The sequence below is a fragment of the Sulfurimonas sp. genome, from assembly GCF_018698455.1.
GTDB lineage: Bacteria > Campylobacterota > Campylobacteria > Campylobacterales > Sulfurimonadaceae > Sulfurimonas.
The window spans coordinates 1-16,295 of the sequence record NZ_JABIOQ010000010.1; the positions used below are offsets into that span (position 1 = coordinate 1).

At 33.4% G+C, this 16,295-nt stretch carries 19 protein-coding genes; 17 read left to right on the forward strand and 2 right to left on the reverse strand.

Going from position 1 to position 16,295, the window contains the following annotated elements; genetic code table 11:
- Positions 1-132 precede the first annotated feature (132 nt).
- Together HOG88_RS01610 and HOG88_RS01615 are read right to left on the reverse strand one after the other, a co-directional pair.
- The gene (locus tag HOG88_RS01610) at positions 133-975 is read right to left on the reverse strand and encodes a hypothetical protein (protein ID WP_295002453.1); all 843 of its coding nucleotides are present in this window, start codon (positions 973-975) and stop codon (positions 133-135) included.
- 38 nt (positions 976-1,013) lie between these two features.
- Positions 1,014-1,199 (reverse strand): hypothetical protein, encoded by a 186-nt coding sequence (locus HOG88_RS01615; protein WP_295002454.1) that lies wholly within the window; start codon positions 1,197-1,199, stop codon positions 1,014-1,016.
- A 167-nt stretch (positions 1,200-1,366) separates the two neighbouring features.
- Between HOG88_RS01615 and HOG88_RS01620 the strand changes: the two genes are divergently transcribed.
- From HOG88_RS01620 to HOG88_RS01700, 17 genes are all read left to right on the forward strand, one after another.
- Entirely contained in the window at positions 1,367-1,885 is a 519-nt protein-coding gene (locus HOG88_RS01620) for a flavin reductase family protein (protein ID WP_295002455.1), read from the forward strand.
- Entirely contained in the window at positions 1,878-3,086 is a 1,209-nt protein-coding gene (gene trpB / locus HOG88_RS01625) for a tryptophan synthase subunit beta (protein WP_295002456.1), read from the forward strand. The genes HOG88_RS01620 and trpB overlap by 8 nt, the downstream gene beginning before the upstream one ends.
- A 10-nt stretch (positions 3,087-3,096) precedes the next feature.
- Positions 3,097-3,849: an SDR family oxidoreductase gene (locus HOG88_RS01630; RefSeq protein ID WP_295002457.1), complete on the forward strand. Its 753-nt coding sequence runs from the start codon at positions 3,097-3,099 to the stop codon at positions 3,847-3,849.
- A complete protein-coding gene (locus tag HOG88_RS01635; protein ID WP_295002458.1) occupies positions 3,849-4,271 on the forward strand; it encodes a nuclear transport factor 2 family protein in 423 nt (140 codons plus the stop codon). Before HOG88_RS01630 ends, HOG88_RS01635 begins: the two co-directional genes overlap by 1 nt.
- Positions 4,264-5,508, forward strand: coding sequence for an MFS transporter (locus HOG88_RS01640; RefSeq protein WP_295002460.1), 1,245 nt, complete (start codon positions 4,264-4,266; stop codon positions 5,506-5,508). Before HOG88_RS01635 ends, HOG88_RS01640 begins: the two co-directional genes overlap by 8 nt.
- 53 nt (positions 5,509-5,561) lie before the next feature.
- The gene (locus tag HOG88_RS01645) at positions 5,562-6,080 is read left to right on the forward strand and encodes a lipocalin family protein (RefSeq protein ID WP_295002462.1); all 519 of its coding nucleotides are present in this window, start codon (positions 5,562-5,564) and stop codon (positions 6,078-6,080) included.
- Positions 6,077-7,312, forward strand: a complete 1,236-nt coding sequence (locus HOG88_RS01650) for an FAD-dependent oxidoreductase (protein WP_295002464.1) — start codon at positions 6,077-6,079, stop codon at positions 7,310-7,312. The genes HOG88_RS01645 and HOG88_RS01650 overlap by 4 nt, the downstream gene beginning before the upstream one ends.
- Positions 7,309-8,049 (forward strand): DUF1365 domain-containing protein, encoded by a 741-nt coding sequence (locus tag HOG88_RS01655; RefSeq protein ID WP_295002466.1) that lies wholly within the window; start codon positions 7,309-7,311, stop codon positions 8,047-8,049. Before HOG88_RS01650 ends, HOG88_RS01655 begins: the two co-directional genes overlap by 4 nt.
- A 1-nt stretch (position 8,050) precedes the next feature.
- A complete protein-coding gene (locus HOG88_RS01660) occupies positions 8,051-9,277 on the forward strand; it encodes a cyclopropane-fatty-acyl-phospholipid synthase family protein (protein WP_295002468.1) in 1,227 nt (408 codons plus the stop codon).
- On the forward strand, positions 9,274-9,807 hold the full coding sequence (locus tag HOG88_RS01665) for a DUF3833 domain-containing protein (RefSeq protein WP_295002470.1): 534 nt from the start codon (positions 9,274-9,276) through the stop codon (positions 9,805-9,807). The genes HOG88_RS01660 and HOG88_RS01665 overlap by 4 nt, the downstream gene beginning before the upstream one ends.
- A 4-nt stretch (positions 9,808-9,811) precedes the next feature.
- On the forward strand, positions 9,812-10,189 hold the full coding sequence (locus HOG88_RS01670) for a CbiX/SirB N-terminal domain-containing protein (protein WP_295002472.1): 378 nt from the start codon (positions 9,812-9,814) through the stop codon (positions 10,187-10,189).
- 81 nt (positions 10,190-10,270) lie between these two features.
- Complete coding sequence (locus HOG88_RS01675; protein WP_295002474.1) at positions 10,271-11,089, forward strand: TIGR01777 family oxidoreductase; 819 nt, start codon at positions 10,271-10,273, stop codon at positions 11,087-11,089.
- Between the two features lie 81 nt (positions 11,090-11,170).
- Positions 11,171-11,989, forward strand: coding sequence for a thiamine-phosphate kinase (locus tag HOG88_RS01680; RefSeq protein WP_295002476.1), 819 nt, complete (start codon positions 11,171-11,173; stop codon positions 11,987-11,989).
- A gap of 79 nt (positions 11,990-12,068) precedes the next feature.
- Positions 12,069-13,010 carry a ferrochelatase gene (gene hemH / locus HOG88_RS01685; RefSeq protein WP_295002477.1) on the forward strand — a complete coding sequence of 314 codons (942 nt, stop codon included), beginning with the start codon at positions 12,069-12,071 and terminating at the stop codon, positions 13,008-13,010.
- Positions 13,010-14,431 (forward strand): NAD(P)-binding protein, encoded by a 1,422-nt coding sequence (locus HOG88_RS01690; RefSeq protein ID WP_295002480.1) that lies wholly within the window; start codon positions 13,010-13,012, stop codon positions 14,429-14,431. The genes hemH and HOG88_RS01690 overlap by 1 nt, the downstream gene beginning before the upstream one ends.
- Positions 14,424-15,434, forward strand: a complete 1,011-nt coding sequence (locus HOG88_RS01695) for a sensor histidine kinase (protein WP_295002481.1) — start codon at positions 14,424-14,426, stop codon at positions 15,432-15,434. Before HOG88_RS01690 ends, HOG88_RS01695 begins: the two co-directional genes overlap by 8 nt.
- Complete coding sequence (locus tag HOG88_RS01700; protein WP_295002483.1) at positions 15,415-16,131, forward strand: LytTR family DNA-binding domain-containing protein; 717 nt, start codon at positions 15,415-15,417, stop codon at positions 16,129-16,131. The genes HOG88_RS01695 and HOG88_RS01700 overlap by 20 nt, the downstream gene beginning before the upstream one ends.
- Positions 16,132-16,295: the final 164 nt, after the last annotated feature.

The following is a 16,295-nucleotide window of genomic DNA, read 5'->3' on the forward strand; positions in this document are numbered from 1 at the left end:
AATACGTGATAAAGGATTTTCAAAGGGAATAGTAAATATCAAGTAAGTTGAAACAATAAGAAGTCGTGAGAAACAGGAATTACAGTCAAATGAGATTAAACATATAAATGAAGTAGATAAAATATCTACTTGCTAATATATTTTCATGATCTGATACTCTTGAGGAGTAAGCTTCTCTGGTTTATTTACAATAGAGTCATCTATAGCAACTTGACCGATATCATGTAGAGGTGCTGCATGTGCAAAGAGTTTTGCTTTATCTTCATCAACCCCTGCTAAAAGAGAAAGTTCTTTAACATAAAGTCCCACTCTACTTAAATGACCAGTACTATTCTTTGAACGGTATTCACCTAATGTTCCTAACTTTTCTAAAATTTCTATTTGTGTTTCCTCAAGGTTATGATTAAGAAGTGTTATTTCTTTAACTGCTTCTTCAACTTTATCTTCTAAAGAGTTTTGATATGAAAGTATTTTCTCTTCGAGTTTTGCTTGAAGAGACTTATAACTATATGCCATATATGAGATAAAGATAAGTGCCCATAGAAGAGAAAAAAGTGGAAAGATTTCATAATGAACATACTGAGGAGCTATAAATGTGATAACAATCATCACGGCAGTTATACTCACTGTTAAAAAAAGCCAAAATTTCAATCTTTTTAATGAAGAAGTTATAACTGCAATAGGCGGAATGATAAGTCCCCATAAAACATCAAAACTTTTCTGTTCTCCAATAAGAAAAAAGGCAAAATACAATCCAAAAAGTATTATTAAAATCTGTTCAGATCCCTTCGTACTGTCTTGCTCTTTTTTAAAACAGTAGCTATGATAGAGAGTCGCAAAGAATAATACAAAGTAAAGTATAGTAAAACTATCTCTATCATTGATATAGTTTAAACCCATAGATAAGGGTATAAACATAAGCATTAATATTGTAATCGTTTTAATTACTTTGATTTTATATATTTCTGTATTCATCGTGTTAATCCTTAATAATTTTTAATAGAAAATGCTAACTATATTTCATCTTCATCTTCATCGTCATAGATAGTAAACACCTTCGGGTATCCCCATTTCATAAGGCGTATGTCGAGTTCTTTAGGATCAAACTCAGACCTTTTACACATACGCACTAATTTACTTACATGTTCCATTTCTACACCAGACATTTCTAGCTCTTCTTTAATTTCTTCTATTGTCATTACTAATTTCCTTTGGTGAGATTATAAAGTTTTTTCTTTAGTACTGGTGTATTAAATTTGTCGATTCATGTAAAAGTGTAAAAAATATTTAACGAATGGACATAAAACTTGTATTAAAAAACTTATAAACTTAGTAGAATATGGTAATTAATTTAAGGATACTTATAATGTTTACTAGAACAAAAAAACTTGATTCTACATGTCACAAACAACCAAGACCAACTGTATTACTAAGTGTAGCCAATAATATTATGCCTTTATCATGGCATATGCCTGTCTCAAAATCTCCTCTACGTTATGCTATTTGTCTTCGTGATGAGAATAAGTCATATGATTTACTTCATATTAATGAGCAGTTTGCTTTAAACTTTTTGGATTTTTCATATTTAGAAGCTTTTGAGAAGAGTGGTAGTGAGCATGGAGGAGATAAGTTTAAGTTAACAAATCTTACACCTAAAAAAGCACAAACTATAAATGCTACTCTGATTGAAGAGGCTTATATGATATATGAGTGTAAAGTTATAGATATTTTAAATTATGGAGATCATGATGTTTTTATATCTGAAATCACTCTTATTCATAGCAAAGATGTCAAAGATGTAAAACCAACACTTTTTACAGGTGAAGGTTACTATGAAACTACATCACTAAATCCACAAAGAGTTTTAAGAGTAGAAGATGTCTGATTATATTCCAACAGCATTTGATTTTGACCCTAATGAGAGAGGTCACTTTGGTATCTTTGGTGGGAGATATGTTCCTGAAACACTTATGCCCTCACTTATGGAACTTGATGAAGAGTATAAGAGTGTGCGTTTTGACAAAGAGTTCTGGGCAGAGGTAAACTACTACTTTAGAGAGTATGTTGGACGTCCTTCTCCACTTTATAGAGCGGATTCACTCTCAAAAGAGTTAAATGCCGAGATCTATCTAAAACGCGAGGACTTAAATCATACTGGTGCACATAAGATAAACAATACCATAGTTCAAGGTCTTCTTGCTAAGCGCATGGGAAAAACTAAAGTCATTGCAGAAACTGGAGCAGGGCAACATGGTGTTGCAACGGCAACTGTTGCCGCCCTTATGGGACTAGAATGCGAAGTTTTTATGGGTGAAAAAGATGTAAGTCGCCAGGAGTTAAATGTTTTTAGGATGAAGCTTTTGGGTGCCAAGGTTCATCCCGTTACCTCTGGAAGTAAAACTTTAAAAGACGCCATGAACGATGCTATTCGTCACTGGGTTACAAATGCTAGAGACACATTTTACATAATAGGAACGGCGGCAGGTCCGCATCCATATCCACTTATGGTAAGAGATTTTCAAGCCGTTATAAGCGATGAAGCAAAACAACAAATATTGGAGAAAACTTCAAGGCTTCCTGATTATGTAGTAGCTTGCATTGGTGGAGGGAGCAATGCACTTGGGATGTTCGCACACTTTATTAACGAAGAAGAAACGCAGTGTATTGGAATAGAAGCTGGTGGTCATGGACTTAGTAGTGGAAAACATGGAGCAAGTTTAGCTCATGGAAAACCAGGAATTTTACATGGACAACTCAGCTATCTTTTACAAACTGATGATGGACAGATTAAAGAAGCCCACTCAATAAGTGCTGGGCTTGACTACCCTGGAATTGGTCCGGAGCACTCTTACTTAATGGAACAAGGTAAAGTGAGATATGACTCGATTACAGATAAAGAAGCGATGGATGCTTTTGTTTGGCTAAGTCAGGCAGAGGGAATAGTTCCAGCGTTTGAGAGTGCTCATGCTATAGCCTATTTGAAAAAGATGTCCAAAGAAGAACTTGAAGGTAAAACTGTCATAGTAAGTCTTTCTGGTCGTGGAGATAAAGATATGACCCAAGCTATGGAGCTTTTAGAATTGTAAGGATGTAAAAATGAAGAAAATTGTATGGATAGTAGGTGGTAGTAGTGGAATAGGATATGAGTTATCCACTCTTTATTTAAAAAATGATTATAAAGTTATTGTTAGTTCTAGAAATGCCACGAAAACACCCTTGCTTCAAGAACTAAGAGAGAGTTATAAAAATAACATAACTTTAATAGACATGGATGTAATTCAAATGCAGAGTGTAGATGAAGCGACACAAGAAGCATGGAAGGCCTACGGAGAGATAAATCTTTGTATCTATAATGCTGGGGTTTACGAAAGTATGAAAGTAGATGAATGGAAAATCAATAGTTTTGAGCAGATGATGCAGATAAACTATCTTGGAGCAGTTCGAGTAACCAATGCCTTAACTCCATTTTTTATTCAAAATGGCAGAGGTTGCTTTGTGTATAACTCGAGTATCTCAAGCTACTTCGGTCTTCCTTATGGAGGAGGGTATAGTGCTCCAAAAGCAGCTCTTCTTAATTTTTGTGAATCAATTCAGCCGGAACTAGAAGCAAAAAATATTGATATTAGAGTTATTAATCATGGTTTTGTTAAAACGCGACTGACAGATAAAAATGAGTTTGAGATGCCACAACTTTTAGAGGCTTCAGAGGCGGCAAAAATCATTTATGATAGGCTTAGCAATACAAAAGGTTTTGAGATAAAATTTCCTTTTGCTCTGAGCACATTTTTGTATTTCTTAAAAGTGATACCGTACAAGTTAGCATTTTATTTTACTAAAAAGGCCTTATAATGAATAGTGCGCAAAAGTATGCAGATTTTTTTGAAACGATTAACAGTAAAACTCCACTAGAAGAGTACAAAGAGTTTTTTGATGAGAACTCCTATTTTGAGGACCCTTTTCAAAAAGTGACAGGTGTAGTGAAAATTTATAATATTTTTGAAGATATGTATATAAAACTTTTTAATCCGAGGTTTGAAATTTATGAAGTTGTCTCAAATGAAAATATCAGTTATATCAAGTGGAAGTTTCTTTACCAAGTAAATGAAAAATCTTCCGTAGACTCTTTTATTGGAATATCAAGAATAGAACTAAGTGATGATGGAAAAGTTATGGAACATGTGGACTACTGGGATGCAGGCTCAAATATATACGAGAAAATTCCATTACTTGGCTCCATAATCCGTTATATTAAAAGTAAGATACATGTTTAACTCAAAGGTAAAGCTTGCATCATATGGAGTTCCAGCTGTAGCTATATCGCTTTTGGGTCTGCCATTGTACGTATATCTTCCCACTTATTATGCGCAAAATGTTGGTCTTGGTGTTTTTAGTGTAGGGGTTGTGCTCTTTTTTGCTAGAGTTTTTGATATGTTTATCGACCCGCTTATTGGCTACATTAGTGACTCGTATATGAGTAGAAAAGTTATGATGCTTCTAGGAGCTATTTTACTTTACATTACTTTTTACGCACTGACTCATCCAGCTGAAGAGAGTGGTGTCTTATATTTACTTTTTTTATCACTTGGAGTTTATAGTGCATGGAGTTTACTGAGTATTCCATACTTTGCACTTGGCTCGGACATTAGCAATTCCTATCATGAGAACACATTGCTATCTTCAAGTCGAGAGATTTTTAATATATTTGGAGTACTCTTAGCACTTTCAATGCCTTATGTTTATGATGTGGCGGAAGATGCGGGTGCTTCACTTTTAGTCCTTTTTGATACTTTAAGCATTATTCTTCCTATCTCGCTGCTACTTTGTTTTGTATTCTTAAAAGAGGAAAAAAGAATAAAAAATAGTATTGGATTTAAAAAAGTCTATAATTCTTTTATTATAGAAATATTAGACTCTAAAAGAGTCTTTATAGCTTTTTTTCTCAACAACTTTGCCAACGCTATTCCCGCAACTCTATTTTTGTTTTATGTATCTTTAGTTATAAAGTCCGAGGAACTTAGTGGTTTACTCCTTCTTGTCTATTTTGGATCAGGAATTGTAACTCTTCCTCTGTGGATATATCTCTCTAAAAAAATATCGAAAAAAACTGCATGGATGCTCTCTATGAGTAGCGCAAGTCTGTTTTTCTTCTTTGTTATATTTTTAGGTGAGGGCGACATAGTATACTTTACTATTATTACAGTTTTTTCTGGGATGAGTTTGGGTGCTGATATTGCACTTCCAGCGTCAATTCAAGCAGATATTGCACAACGCTCAACTAAAAAGTATGGTCAAGTCTCTGGAACTCTTTTTGGTTTTTTTGCAATGCTTACAAAACTCTCACTTGCATTCGCCGTAGGAGTAAGCTTTAGTTTACTTGGACTTTTTGACTTTAGTGCAGATGCTCCAAATGCAAGATCATTATTCGTTTTATCGCTTCTATATGGTGTTCTTCCTGTAATATTAAAGATATCAGCTATCTTAGTGCTTAAAAAATACCAAGAAAATTAATGAATCGACAAATATTATATACCAATATCAGTCTTTCTTTCATAGAATACTAAATGAAAATTTTATTATCAATACTTTTAATACTTTTGTATCTTCAAGCTTCTTCTTTGAATAGAGTGGAGTATGTTAATCCTGAGAGATTTAGTGGCCTCTGGTATGAGGTTGCTAGAACATATAACTCTTATCAAGATAGATGTGTTGCATCAAGCGTTGAATACACTTTAGTTGACAAAAATGAATATAAAGTTTTTAACCGCTGTTTTGATACAACAATAGGCGGTGAACTCATAGAGTTTAGCGGGAGTGCTGAGCCTACCGAGGGTGAGACAATGTCAAGTATAGACATGACGTATTTTTGGATATTTACCAAAGAGTATGGAGTATATTATCTTGATGATGACTATAGTAGTGCACTTGTAGCGGATAAGAATTTTGAACAAGTCTGGATAATGTCAAGAACACCCTTTATGAAAGATAATACATTAGAAAAAATAGAAAATATAATAGCAAATCAAATAAATTTAAAAAAATTAATATATACACCACAAGATAAAGAGGGAAGATACAAATGAAAATAGCAGTACTTGGCGCTGGCATCAGCGGTTTAGGGTCCGCTTATCTTTTAAGTAAAAAGTATGAAGTGGATGTTTATGAAAAAGAGTCGCGATTAGGCGGTCATGCAAGAACAACTCAAATAGAGGAAAACGGTAAAAAGTTTGGGGTCGATACTGGCTTCCTTATTTTTAATCATCCAACATATCCATTATTAACTAAACTCTTTGAAGAGTTAAATGTAAAGATAGAAAATAGTGACATGAGTTTTGGATTTTGGGATAAGGCTAGTAATATCGCTTATAATGCCCAAACACTCGGTGGAATATTTTTTCAAAAAAGAAACCTATTCTCATTTACCCACTACAAAATGATATATGATATTTTTAAGTTCAATAAAAAAGCAAACTTCGATATAGACAACGATACTAAAGAGTTAGATAAACCTTTGGATAAATATCTCAAGTCTTATGGAACAGCTTTTAAAGAGAGATACCTCCTTCCTATGGGTGCAGCTATCTGGTCAACACCTAGTGAGCAGATGAATGAGTTTCCGACTCGTACATTTTTACACTTCTTTAAAAACCATGGACTTCTTGGGGTAACGACACAGCATCAGTGGCTTACGGTTAGTAATGGCTCAGTTAACTATGTTAACAAAATAAAAGAGCATATTTCAGGAGAAATATTTTTAAATAGCGATGTCGTTGGAGTTAAACGCGATAAAGATGGAGTAACATTAATACATGAAGATGGTAGAACTTCTTCTTATGACAAAGTAATTTTAGCTATGCATGCTCCTCAAGCTCTAGAACTACTACAAGACTGCACTCAACATGAGAGCGATATACTTTCTTGTTTTGCATATAAGCAAAATGATGCACTTTTACATAATGATGAAAATGCTCTTTATCCAGATAAAGATATCTATGCTGCTTGGAACTATAAAAATAATGAAGACAGAGATTCTGTAACACTTTCATACTGGATAAATAGACTACAAAATCTAAAAAGTGAAAAAGAGTACTTTGTATCTTTAAATGAAATAGACAAAATAGACAAAGTAATTGAGAGAATCTCGTATGAGCATCCTCAATTTGATAAAGCTGCAATAGTTGCACAGAGTCTAAGAGAAGAGATAAGTGGTGTTAATAACACTTTCTTTGCTGGAGCATATTGGCGTAATGGTTTTCATGAGGATGGTTTGTGGAGTGCAAACGAGATAGCTAAAGAGTTTGAGTGTGCCTTATGAGTCATAGATTTTACGAGGGAGAAGTTTTTCACAAACGCTTTAAAGATGCGGATCATAAGTTTTCATACGATTTTTTTATGCTCGATATTGACGTTAATTCTCTTTCATCCCTTAAAACGAGTTTTTTTTCATATAACTCACGAAATTTATTTTCCTTTTTCTCAAAAGATCATTTTGGAAAGAACGAAAGTTTTTTGCAAAACACGCAAGAGCTTCTAGAAGAGTTTAACATGCAGCCTACAAAAAAAATGCGCTTTATAACACTTCCTCGTATTGCAAACTTTATCTTTAACCCAATAAGCGTTTTAGTTCTGTTTGATGGAGATCAGCCTACTCAGTTGATGGTTGAAGTGCACAACTATAACGGAGGTCGCGTTATATATCCTGTATTGCTAGAGCAAAAATCACAAACGCAGTACATAGGAGAAGTTAAAAAAGACATGTACGTCTCTCCTTTTTTAAAGAGGGAAGGCATTTATAAGTTTAGCTTTGAGTACTCGCAAGAAAAAATGGCATTAGGAGTTTATCTTTATGAAGATGGAGTAAAAACGATGATGACCACTTTTAACGCCACTTCAAGAGAATTTTCAAAAAAAAATGTTCTTTCACTTTTTTGCCGACATACTTTTTTAACGTTTTGGGTTGTAACACGAACCCTTTGGCAATCATTCAGACTTTATTTAAAAGGTTTGAAGTTTAACTCGGTAACACCCGAAGATGAATTTAGGAGGTATTAGGATGAAAGGATTTTGGAATAGGTTAGGTGATAAGTATTTACAGAAGGTTGAACTTGGAACCCTTGAAGTTGAGTATCCAAATGGCTCTATAATGGTTTATGGTAACAATGATACACCTCGTGTTAAAGTAAAAATAAACTCTTCAAGTTTTTTTAGACGCTTGGCATTTTATGGCGATATAGGTTTTGCTGAGAGTTATATGGATGGTGATTTTGGTACAGATAGTCTTACGGAACTAATTAAACTTTCTCTTATAAACTCAAAGAACTTAGGTGTAAAGAGTGAGGACTATAAAGAAAATAGGTTTAGTAACTTGATGCCTAATATGAATAGAATAAAGCATCTTATGCGAAAAAACTCTAAAACACGTTCAAAGAAAAATATATCAGAGCACTATGACCTTTCAAACGACTTTTTTAAGCTTATGCTTGATGAGACAATGATGTACTCTAGTGCGGTATTTGGTTCTCATGAAGAGAGTTTATATGACGCTCAAAAGAGGAAAATAGAACACTTAGCGAAAAAACTACGTATAAAGCCAGGTGCAAAGGTTTTAGAGATAGGCTCCGGATGGGGTGCAGTTGCAGTGCATTTAGCTAAAGACTTAGGTTGTGATGTAACAACAGTAACATTGAGTAGTGAGCAAAAAGATTTTTGTCATGATAGATTTCGACTTGAGAATGTGGAAGACAAGATAGACATTTTACTCAAAGACTATAGAGACATAGAAGGAACTTATGACGCTATCATCTCAGTGGAGATGTTTGAAGCAGTTGGAGCAGAATACTTTGACGTATTTTTCAAAAAATGCGAATCTTTATTAAAACCAAGTGGTGTCTTAGCTATGCAGGTCATAACCATACCAGACCAAAGATATGATGCATATTCTAAGAGTACGGACTTTATACAGAAGTATATCTTTCCTGGCGGACATCTACCAAGTGTAAGTAAAGTACTCAGTATAACTACTAGCAATACTCGGTTGAACCTTTTACATATGGAAGAGTTTTCAGAAGATTACGCAAAGACACTTAGACTATGGGATGCGAACTTTAGCACAAAGCTCGATGAAGTAAAAGCTCTTGGATTTGATGAGTATTTTATAAGTATGTGGAAAATGTATTTAAACTACTGTGAAGCTGCATTTATCACAAGAAATATTGGTCTTGTTCAGTTGGTATTTTCAAGAGATCAAAACACAGATTTAAATCGAGGATTAATAGCATGATATTAAAAACAATATATACGTTTATACTTTTGACACTCTTTGTTGGGTGCTCGACTATGGAGATAGAAGATTTTAGCGAAGCAACACCTACGTTTGTTCCCGAGCAGTACTTTAACGGTGAACTTACAGCCTATGGAATAGTTAAAGATAGAAGTGGAAAAATTATCCGTTCATTTAAAGGTGATCTAGTTGGTAGCTGGGATAAAAATGGAGTGGGAACTCTTGATGAGAGTTTTGTATATAACGACGGTGAAACTCAAAAACGTATATGGACACTGACTCCAAATGGAAGCAATAGCTACATAGGAACTGCTGGTGACATAGTAGGCGAAGCCCAGATGAGAAATGCTGGAAATACTGTAATGATAGACTATACTATGCGAGTCCCTTATGGAAAGGATGACACTATCGACATAAATGTAAGAGATTGGCTCCATCTTCAAGAAGATGGTGTTATCATCAATCATTCAAAAATGAAAAAGTTTGGTTTTGAAGTGGGTGAGCTTGTCATCACTATAATAAAAAAATAATATTATGGATAAAAAAATAGGGATTATACTAGTAGCACATGGGAGTAAACACAAAAAATCAAATGATGAGTTTATACAGCTATGTGACAGCATAAGAGTTGAGAACTTAGATAAATTTGATTTTATAGAACATGCATTTTTAGAGTTTGAAGAGCCAACCATCGAGATGGCTATTAAGAGTGTGCATGAGAGGAGTATAGATAATGTATCTGTCTATCCATATTTTTTAAACTCCGGTAAACATGTGAGTGTTGACTTACCTTTTATAATCTCTGAAGTAGAGACTCTTTATCCAAGTATGAAGATAGAATTATTAAATCATTTTGGTTCATCAAAGAGTATACTCTCCATTATATCAAGTGACTTAGAAGCAGTTTTATAAATAACAATTATATAAAATGACAAAATATCTCTGTCAAATCACTTATGAAAGAGGTATACTTTTAAATAATGGAGGTGTGATATGAAAGTAGCACTTAGTGGAGCTAACGGTTTTGTTGCTTCTTATTTGATTAAAGTATTTAGCGATTATGTAATTATTGAGAGAAATGATAGCGAAGAAGAGATACTTAAGAAGTTAGAGGGCATCGATGCTGTTTTTAACCTCGCAGGTGCTCCAATCATTAAACGCTGGAGTGACTCTTACAAAACAATTTTACTTAAAAGTAGGGTAGATACAACTAGAAAAATAGTAAACGCCATCAATAAAAGTGAAGTAAAACATTTTGTCTCAACATCGGCTATAGGGGCTTATCCTAATAATGCTCCATTTGATGAGAGTTTTGAAGGATATACAGATGACTTTTTAGGTTCTTTAACATCTCAGTGGGAGGATGAAGCTAAGAAATGCTCTAAGCCTACTACCATTGTACGTTTTGGAGTTATACTTGGAAGTGATGGTGGTGCACTTGCTCAAATGCTTACTCCTTTTAAACTTGGTCTTGGTGGTACTATAGGCAATGGCAAGATGATGACTTCTTGGATTGATATAGAGGACCTCGTAAGAATCTATGAGTATATACTAGAGTCTAAAATAACGGGTGTTATAAATGCAACTGCACCTAATCCTGTTTCAAACAATACTTTTACGAAAGTTCTAGCAAATCAGCTTCATAGACCAACTCTACTTCCCCTTCCTGAATTTGTTTTAAAACTGCTCTTTGGAGAGGGAGCTTCTGTCTTAACAGGCTCAAAAGAGGTTTATCCAAAACGACTTCTAGAGAGTGGCTTTGAATTTAAATACAAAGATATTGACTCCTCTTTAGCTCATCTTTTGGGCTAAAGCCATCAACAGACAAATAACTTATACTAAAAGTAGCATCTTTTTTATAAAATCAAATAATATATATTTAAAGAGGTTCCATTGAATTTAGAAAATTATTTTATATCACAGTTTAGTAAGAAGCATATTGGGGATGATGGAGCAGTTATAGATGGTTTTGTTTATTCCAAAGATGCTTTTTTTGAAGATGTTCATTATAAGAAAAAATGGCTCAGTTACTATCAAATAGCACAGCGAGCGATGTTAGTAAACATCTCTGATGCAATAGCTATGAATGCCATTCCAAAGTATGTACTTTTAAGTATAGCTATGCCAAAAACAATGTCTAAAGAGGATATGAGAGATTTAGCAAATGGCTTTAAAGATATAGCAAAAAAGTATAATATAGAGATTATTGGTGGAGATACTATCAGTAATACTAAGCTAGACATTACTATTACAGTGATATCTAAAACAGATAAACCACTCCTTAGAACTAAAGTCCGTAGCGGTTATGCTCTTGCCTATACGGGAGAGTTAGGAAAATCGCAAAAAGAGCTTAAAAAACTTTTTAATTTAGGCTCTATTCATAAGCAATCAAAATTTATAGATATTAAGCTTAGAAGTGATTTTGTTTACAAGACACAAAGATTTTTAAAGGCTGGTATGGACATCTCTGATGGTCTTTTTAGCGATTTAAATAAAATAACTACAGCAAATAAAATAGGTCTGAAGTTTAAAAATAGGATAAGCAAGTCTCTAGGTTGTAGTGGAGAAGAATATGAGATGCTTGTAGCCTTTGATATGAGAGATAAGAAAACAATTTTACGTAGGGCAATGCAATCAAGAACAAAAATAACAATCTTCGCGAGTGCTTCAAGAAATAGATATGTAAACAGGTGTAAGGCTCATCACTTTTAAACAAATTATAAACAGACAAATAACTCCTACTAATAACTTCTCTTTTCTTATAAAATAAAATAAAAATTGAGGACTATATATGAAAAGAGCAATCTTACTTATGAATATGGGTGGACCAAATAATTTAAATGAAGTAGAAGTTTTTTTAACTAATATGTTTAATGATAAAAATATTATCGGAGCACCTAAACCTATACGCTGGATAATATCAAAACTTATAACTTTCACTCGTACGGAATTCGCTCAAAATAATTACGCTCTCATAGGAGGAAAATCTCCTCTCGTTGGCTATACTCAAAAACTAATAGAAAAACTCGAATCAAGCATACAAGATGCAAGCATACATATGGTTATGCGTTACACGCCCCCTTTTGCTAAAGATGTATTAGAAAATCTTCGTGATGTAGATGAGTTTTATGCTATTCCTCTTTATCCTCATTACTCATCGACAACGACTCTTTCAAGCTATGAAGACCTATATGAGAGTTTTGATAAGCTTAAAATTAAAGCAAGAGTTCAAACCATATATGACTACTACAATGACAAGTATTACAACAACTCAATAGTAGAGAGAATAAAAGAGGCTTTAAATGGCGAGGACCCACAAGAGTATGAGCTAATATTTTCAGCACATGGGCTTCCTAAAAAAGTTATAGAAAAAGGGGATGTGTATCAAAAGCATATTCGCTATAATGTTTATCATGCGAGAAAGGCACTGATGCATGCAGGAGTTGATTTTTATAATACTCATCTAGCATATCAGTCACGTTTAGGACCATTGGAGTGGATAACACCATATTTAGAAGATAAACTAAAATCTCTCAAAAAGAAAAAAGTGATTTTATTTCCTATTGCCTTTACAGTTGATAACTCTGAGACAGAGTATGAGCTCGAAATTGAGTACAGAGAGATAGCAGAGGAAATAGGTTTGGACGATTATAGAGTAGCAAAAGCTCCTAATGACCATCCAGAGTTTGTAAAGTGTTTAACAAATATCTATGAAGATATGAAGGCGAGTTAATGTTTGAATATGGCATAGTCGGTTCTGGTGTTGGAGGTAGTTCGATAGCTACACTTTTAAATGCCAAAGGTTATAAAGTTGCACTTTTTGAAAAAGAACCATATCTTGGAGGGTGCAGTTCAACATTTTCTCATAAAGGTTATTCTTACAATACTGGAGCAACAACACTCGCAGGCTATGAAGATGGATTTATAGTTAAAGAGGTTTTTGATGAGATAGGTTTTAAACCAGAGCTAATAACAACAGACCCTGCTATAGTTATAATGCAAAATGAGAAAGTAACACCGCGTTATAGTGACTTTGAAAAGTTTTTTCAAGTACTAAACACGAACTACCCATACTCTCAAAATAGAAAGTTTTGGGAGTTGATTTATGAGATAAATAGTGAGTTTTACAAGATGAGTGGTCACTACTACTCAAATGCAAACATATTTGCTAAAGTAAAATCTTTGCTAAGTTTTATACCGCTTTTCCTTAAATTTCAAAAATATTTACGGATAAATGCCTATGACTTTATAGATAATTTTTTTGATGGGATTGATGATGAGTATTTACAGTTTTTAGAGTCTCAAATTCTTATAGTTGCACAAGCTCCAACTAAAGAGATAAACTTCTTTACAGCTGCACTCTCACTAGGGTATACATTTAATGAAAATCATTATGCTATTGGTGGACTTGGTGCAATTTTTAATGGTTTAACAAAAGATATAGAACATGTATATAAAAACAGTGAAATTAAAGAGATAAAAAGACTGCCAACATATTTTGAACTCCACACCAAAAATAATATTTATGAAGCGAAGAAAATTATACTAAACTCTACAGTGTATGACAGTGCAAAGTTATTTGAAGATAGGGATATTAAAAGCTACTATAAAAAGTATGAAAAGCTTAATAATTATCAGAGTTCCTTTATGCTTTATCTGACTATTAAAAGTAAGAAAAAGTTTGAACATCATTACCAGATTATAAAAGAAGAACTTTTTCCTCACTCTCTTTCAAAAGCAGTATTTGTCTCCTTTTCAGATGAAAATGACAATACTATAGTAGCTAAAGGTCATTATAGTCTTACGATTTCTTTGCATACAGATTTAAGAATCTGGCAAAATAAAGAGACTTATAAAGCTCAAAAAAAAGTACTTCAAGATATACTTGTTCAAACAGTTTTAACTAGCTTAGATATTGAAGAAAGTGAGATAGTACATAGTTTTTGTGCTACTCCTTTAACATTTAAAAATTACATAAATAGAACTCAACTCGGAGGAAATGCAATAACTATGAAAAACTTTCTTCCTTTTCTTCCATCAAATGACTCCCCCCTAAATAGTGTTTATCATGTTGGAGATAGTGTTTACGCAGCTCAAGGGTGGCCAGGAGTTATGCTTGGTGTGAAAAATCTAAAGGGATTGTTAGATGTATAATATTGCACTCCATATAAAATCCCATGATTGGATTTACATACTTATTATAGGTGTATTATTTGGAATGTTTATGTCCTCTTTAGGTTATATACTTTTGGAATACCCTTGGTTAGATGGTACTATCTTTGGAGTGATTTTAGGATTTAGTATTACACTTTTTTCTTTGGTGTTTGTATCGTATATGAATAAGAATATCTTGCCAAAACTCAAAGAAGTCTATTGGTTGCCACTTTCAATACTTTTTTCATTTCTATCGGGTTTTTTGGGAACATTAGTTGGTGTTTATATCGCTGATACTCTTCATCTTGAATTGATTCCAGCCTTTCATGAAGAGATAATTGTTATTGCTATTTTAATTGGTATATTAACCTATATAGTGGGTGCTCTACTTTATCGGTTTGTAAAGATGAGAAATCAAAAAGATGTTATAGATAACGAATATGTACAGAGTCGCTTGCGTTCACTAGAAACACAACTTAACCCTCATTTTTTATTTAATGCTCTCAACTCCATAGCTGAGCTAATTCACCATGATAAAGACAAGGCTGAAATGGCTATTTTAAAGGTTTCATCTTTTTTAAGAAATACGATGAATGAGCAGGCTCTTGTATCTTTAAAAGATGAGATTAAAAATGTAGGTGAGTATATAGAACTTGAAAATATACGTTTTTCTGATAGAATTCACTTAGAGATAGTTGGAGAGCTTCCTCGTTGGAGTGTTCCTAAATTCTCTCTGCAACTTATAGTGGAAAATGCAATTAAACATGGATTTGTAAGTAATAAAGAGAGTTTAAATATAAAACTTTTTTTTGATATGAGACAAAAAATAATTAAGATAGAAAATGATGGACTAGCGATGCAGAAAAAGAGTTTTGGAGTTGGCTTAAGTAATCTTAACCAGCGTTTAGAACTTTTATGTAAAGGCTCTTTGAGTGTTGAGAGTTTAGAAAGATCTATGTTTTATATACATTTAGGAGATTGCTGTGAAAATATTAATAGTTGATGATGAAGAGTTAGCAAGAGCAAGACTTAAACGCATGCTCACTACTTTAGAATATGATGAGATTGAAGAAGTAAGTAGTGCAGATGAAGCGATAAATGCCTTTAAAAATGACTCATATGACCTTGTTTTTTTAGATATAAATATGCCACAGGTAAGTGGACTAGAGCTTGCATATGAGCTAAAGTATTTGGATGAAAATGTAGCAATAATTTTTCAAACGGCATATGAAGAGCATGCACTTAAAGCTTTTGATATTGGTGCAGTTGGCTATTTAGTTAAGCCTTATAGTCTTGAGCAGGTAAAAGATACCATAAATCGTGTAAAAGCTACTGCTAAATCAACGGCAGTGCCAGGAGAAGATAAAGAAGAGTTACGAATCTTGAGTAAGGCGGGTGATAGTTATCTTCTTTTAAAGCCTGAAGAGATTTTTTATGTAAAAGCCGATCTCTCAGAGGTAATGATACGAAGTGCGAAGGGTTTTTCTTACTATGCTCAGAAGATTTCAGACTTACAGGCAAAACTTGAAGCATATAACTTTGTTAGGATTCATCGCTCTTACCTTATAAATATAGATGAGATTAAAGAGATAGAAACAATAGAGCAGAGTAAACTCCGTTTTAGTTTTAGAAACTGTTCTGATAATATAGAGTCTAGTAAAGATGGTGCAAAGGCATTTAGAGAGCAGTTTAAGATATAGTTTGATATAAAATAAGTTACTAACTTAACTTTCGCACCTAATATTAATCAACAAATAGCATAATAAAACCAAAACCACATACTACAGAGCAATTAAACTCATAACTCTATACAAAATAGTGAAACATATGAAGGTGTAAATATATTTTCTATATTCATTCTCAA

What these genes read in the sequence shown, in the direction of transcription:
- HOG88_RS01675 (WP_295002474.1), top strand. Translation starts at nt 10,271, where the DNA reads ATGAAAGTAGCACTTAGTGGAGCTAACGGTTTTGTTGCTTCTTATTTG.
- HOG88_RS01690 (WP_295002480.1), top strand. Translation starts at nt 13,010, where the DNA reads ATGTTTGAATATGGCATAGTCGGTTCTGGTGTTGGAGGTAGTTCGATA.
- HOG88_RS01645 (WP_295002462.1), top strand. Translation starts at nt 5,562, where the DNA reads ATGAAAATTTTATTATCAATACTTTTAATACTTTTGTATCTTCAAGCT.
- HOG88_RS01670 (WP_295002472.1), top strand. Translation starts at nt 9,812, where the DNA reads ATGGATAAAAAAATAGGGATTATACTAGTAGCACATGGGAGTAAACAC.
- hemH (WP_295002477.1), top strand. Translation starts at nt 12,069, where the DNA reads ATGAAAAGAGCAATCTTACTTATGAATATGGGTGGACCAAATAATTTA.
- HOG88_RS01650 (WP_295002464.1), top strand. Translation starts at nt 6,077, where the DNA reads ATGAAAATAGCAGTACTTGGCGCTGGCATCAGCGGTTTAGGGTCCGCT.
- HOG88_RS01610 (WP_295002453.1), bottom strand. Translation starts at nt 975, where the DNA reads ATGAATACAGAAATATATAAAATCAAAGTAATTAAAACGATTACAATA.
- HOG88_RS01615 (WP_295002454.1), bottom strand. Translation starts at nt 1,199, where the DNA reads ATGACAATAGAAGAAATTAAAGAAGAGCTAGAAATGTCTGGTGTAGAA.
- HOG88_RS01630 (WP_295002457.1), top strand. Translation starts at nt 3,097, where the DNA reads ATGAAGAAAATTGTATGGATAGTAGGTGGTAGTAGTGGAATAGGATAT.
- HOG88_RS01620 (WP_295002455.1), top strand. Translation starts at nt 1,367, where the DNA reads ATGTTTACTAGAACAAAAAAACTTGATTCTACATGTCACAAACAACCA.
- HOG88_RS01660 (WP_295002468.1), top strand. Translation starts at nt 8,051, where the DNA reads ATGAAAGGATTTTGGAATAGGTTAGGTGATAAGTATTTACAGAAGGTT.
- trpB (WP_295002456.1), top strand. Translation starts at nt 1,878, where the DNA reads ATGTCTGATTATATTCCAACAGCATTTGATTTTGACCCTAATGAGAGA.
- HOG88_RS01640 (WP_295002460.1), top strand. Translation starts at nt 4,264, where the DNA reads ATGTTTAACTCAAAGGTAAAGCTTGCATCATATGGAGTTCCAGCTGTA.
- HOG88_RS01655 (WP_295002466.1), top strand. Translation starts at nt 7,309, where the DNA reads ATGAGTCATAGATTTTACGAGGGAGAAGTTTTTCACAAACGCTTTAAA.
- HOG88_RS01635 (WP_295002458.1), top strand. Translation starts at nt 3,849, where the DNA reads ATGAATAGTGCGCAAAAGTATGCAGATTTTTTTGAAACGATTAACAGT.
- HOG88_RS01665 (WP_295002470.1), top strand. Translation starts at nt 9,274, where the DNA reads ATGATATTAAAAACAATATATACGTTTATACTTTTGACACTCTTTGTT.
- HOG88_RS01695 (WP_295002481.1), top strand. Translation starts at nt 14,424, where the DNA reads ATGTATAATATTGCACTCCATATAAAATCCCATGATTGGATTTACATA.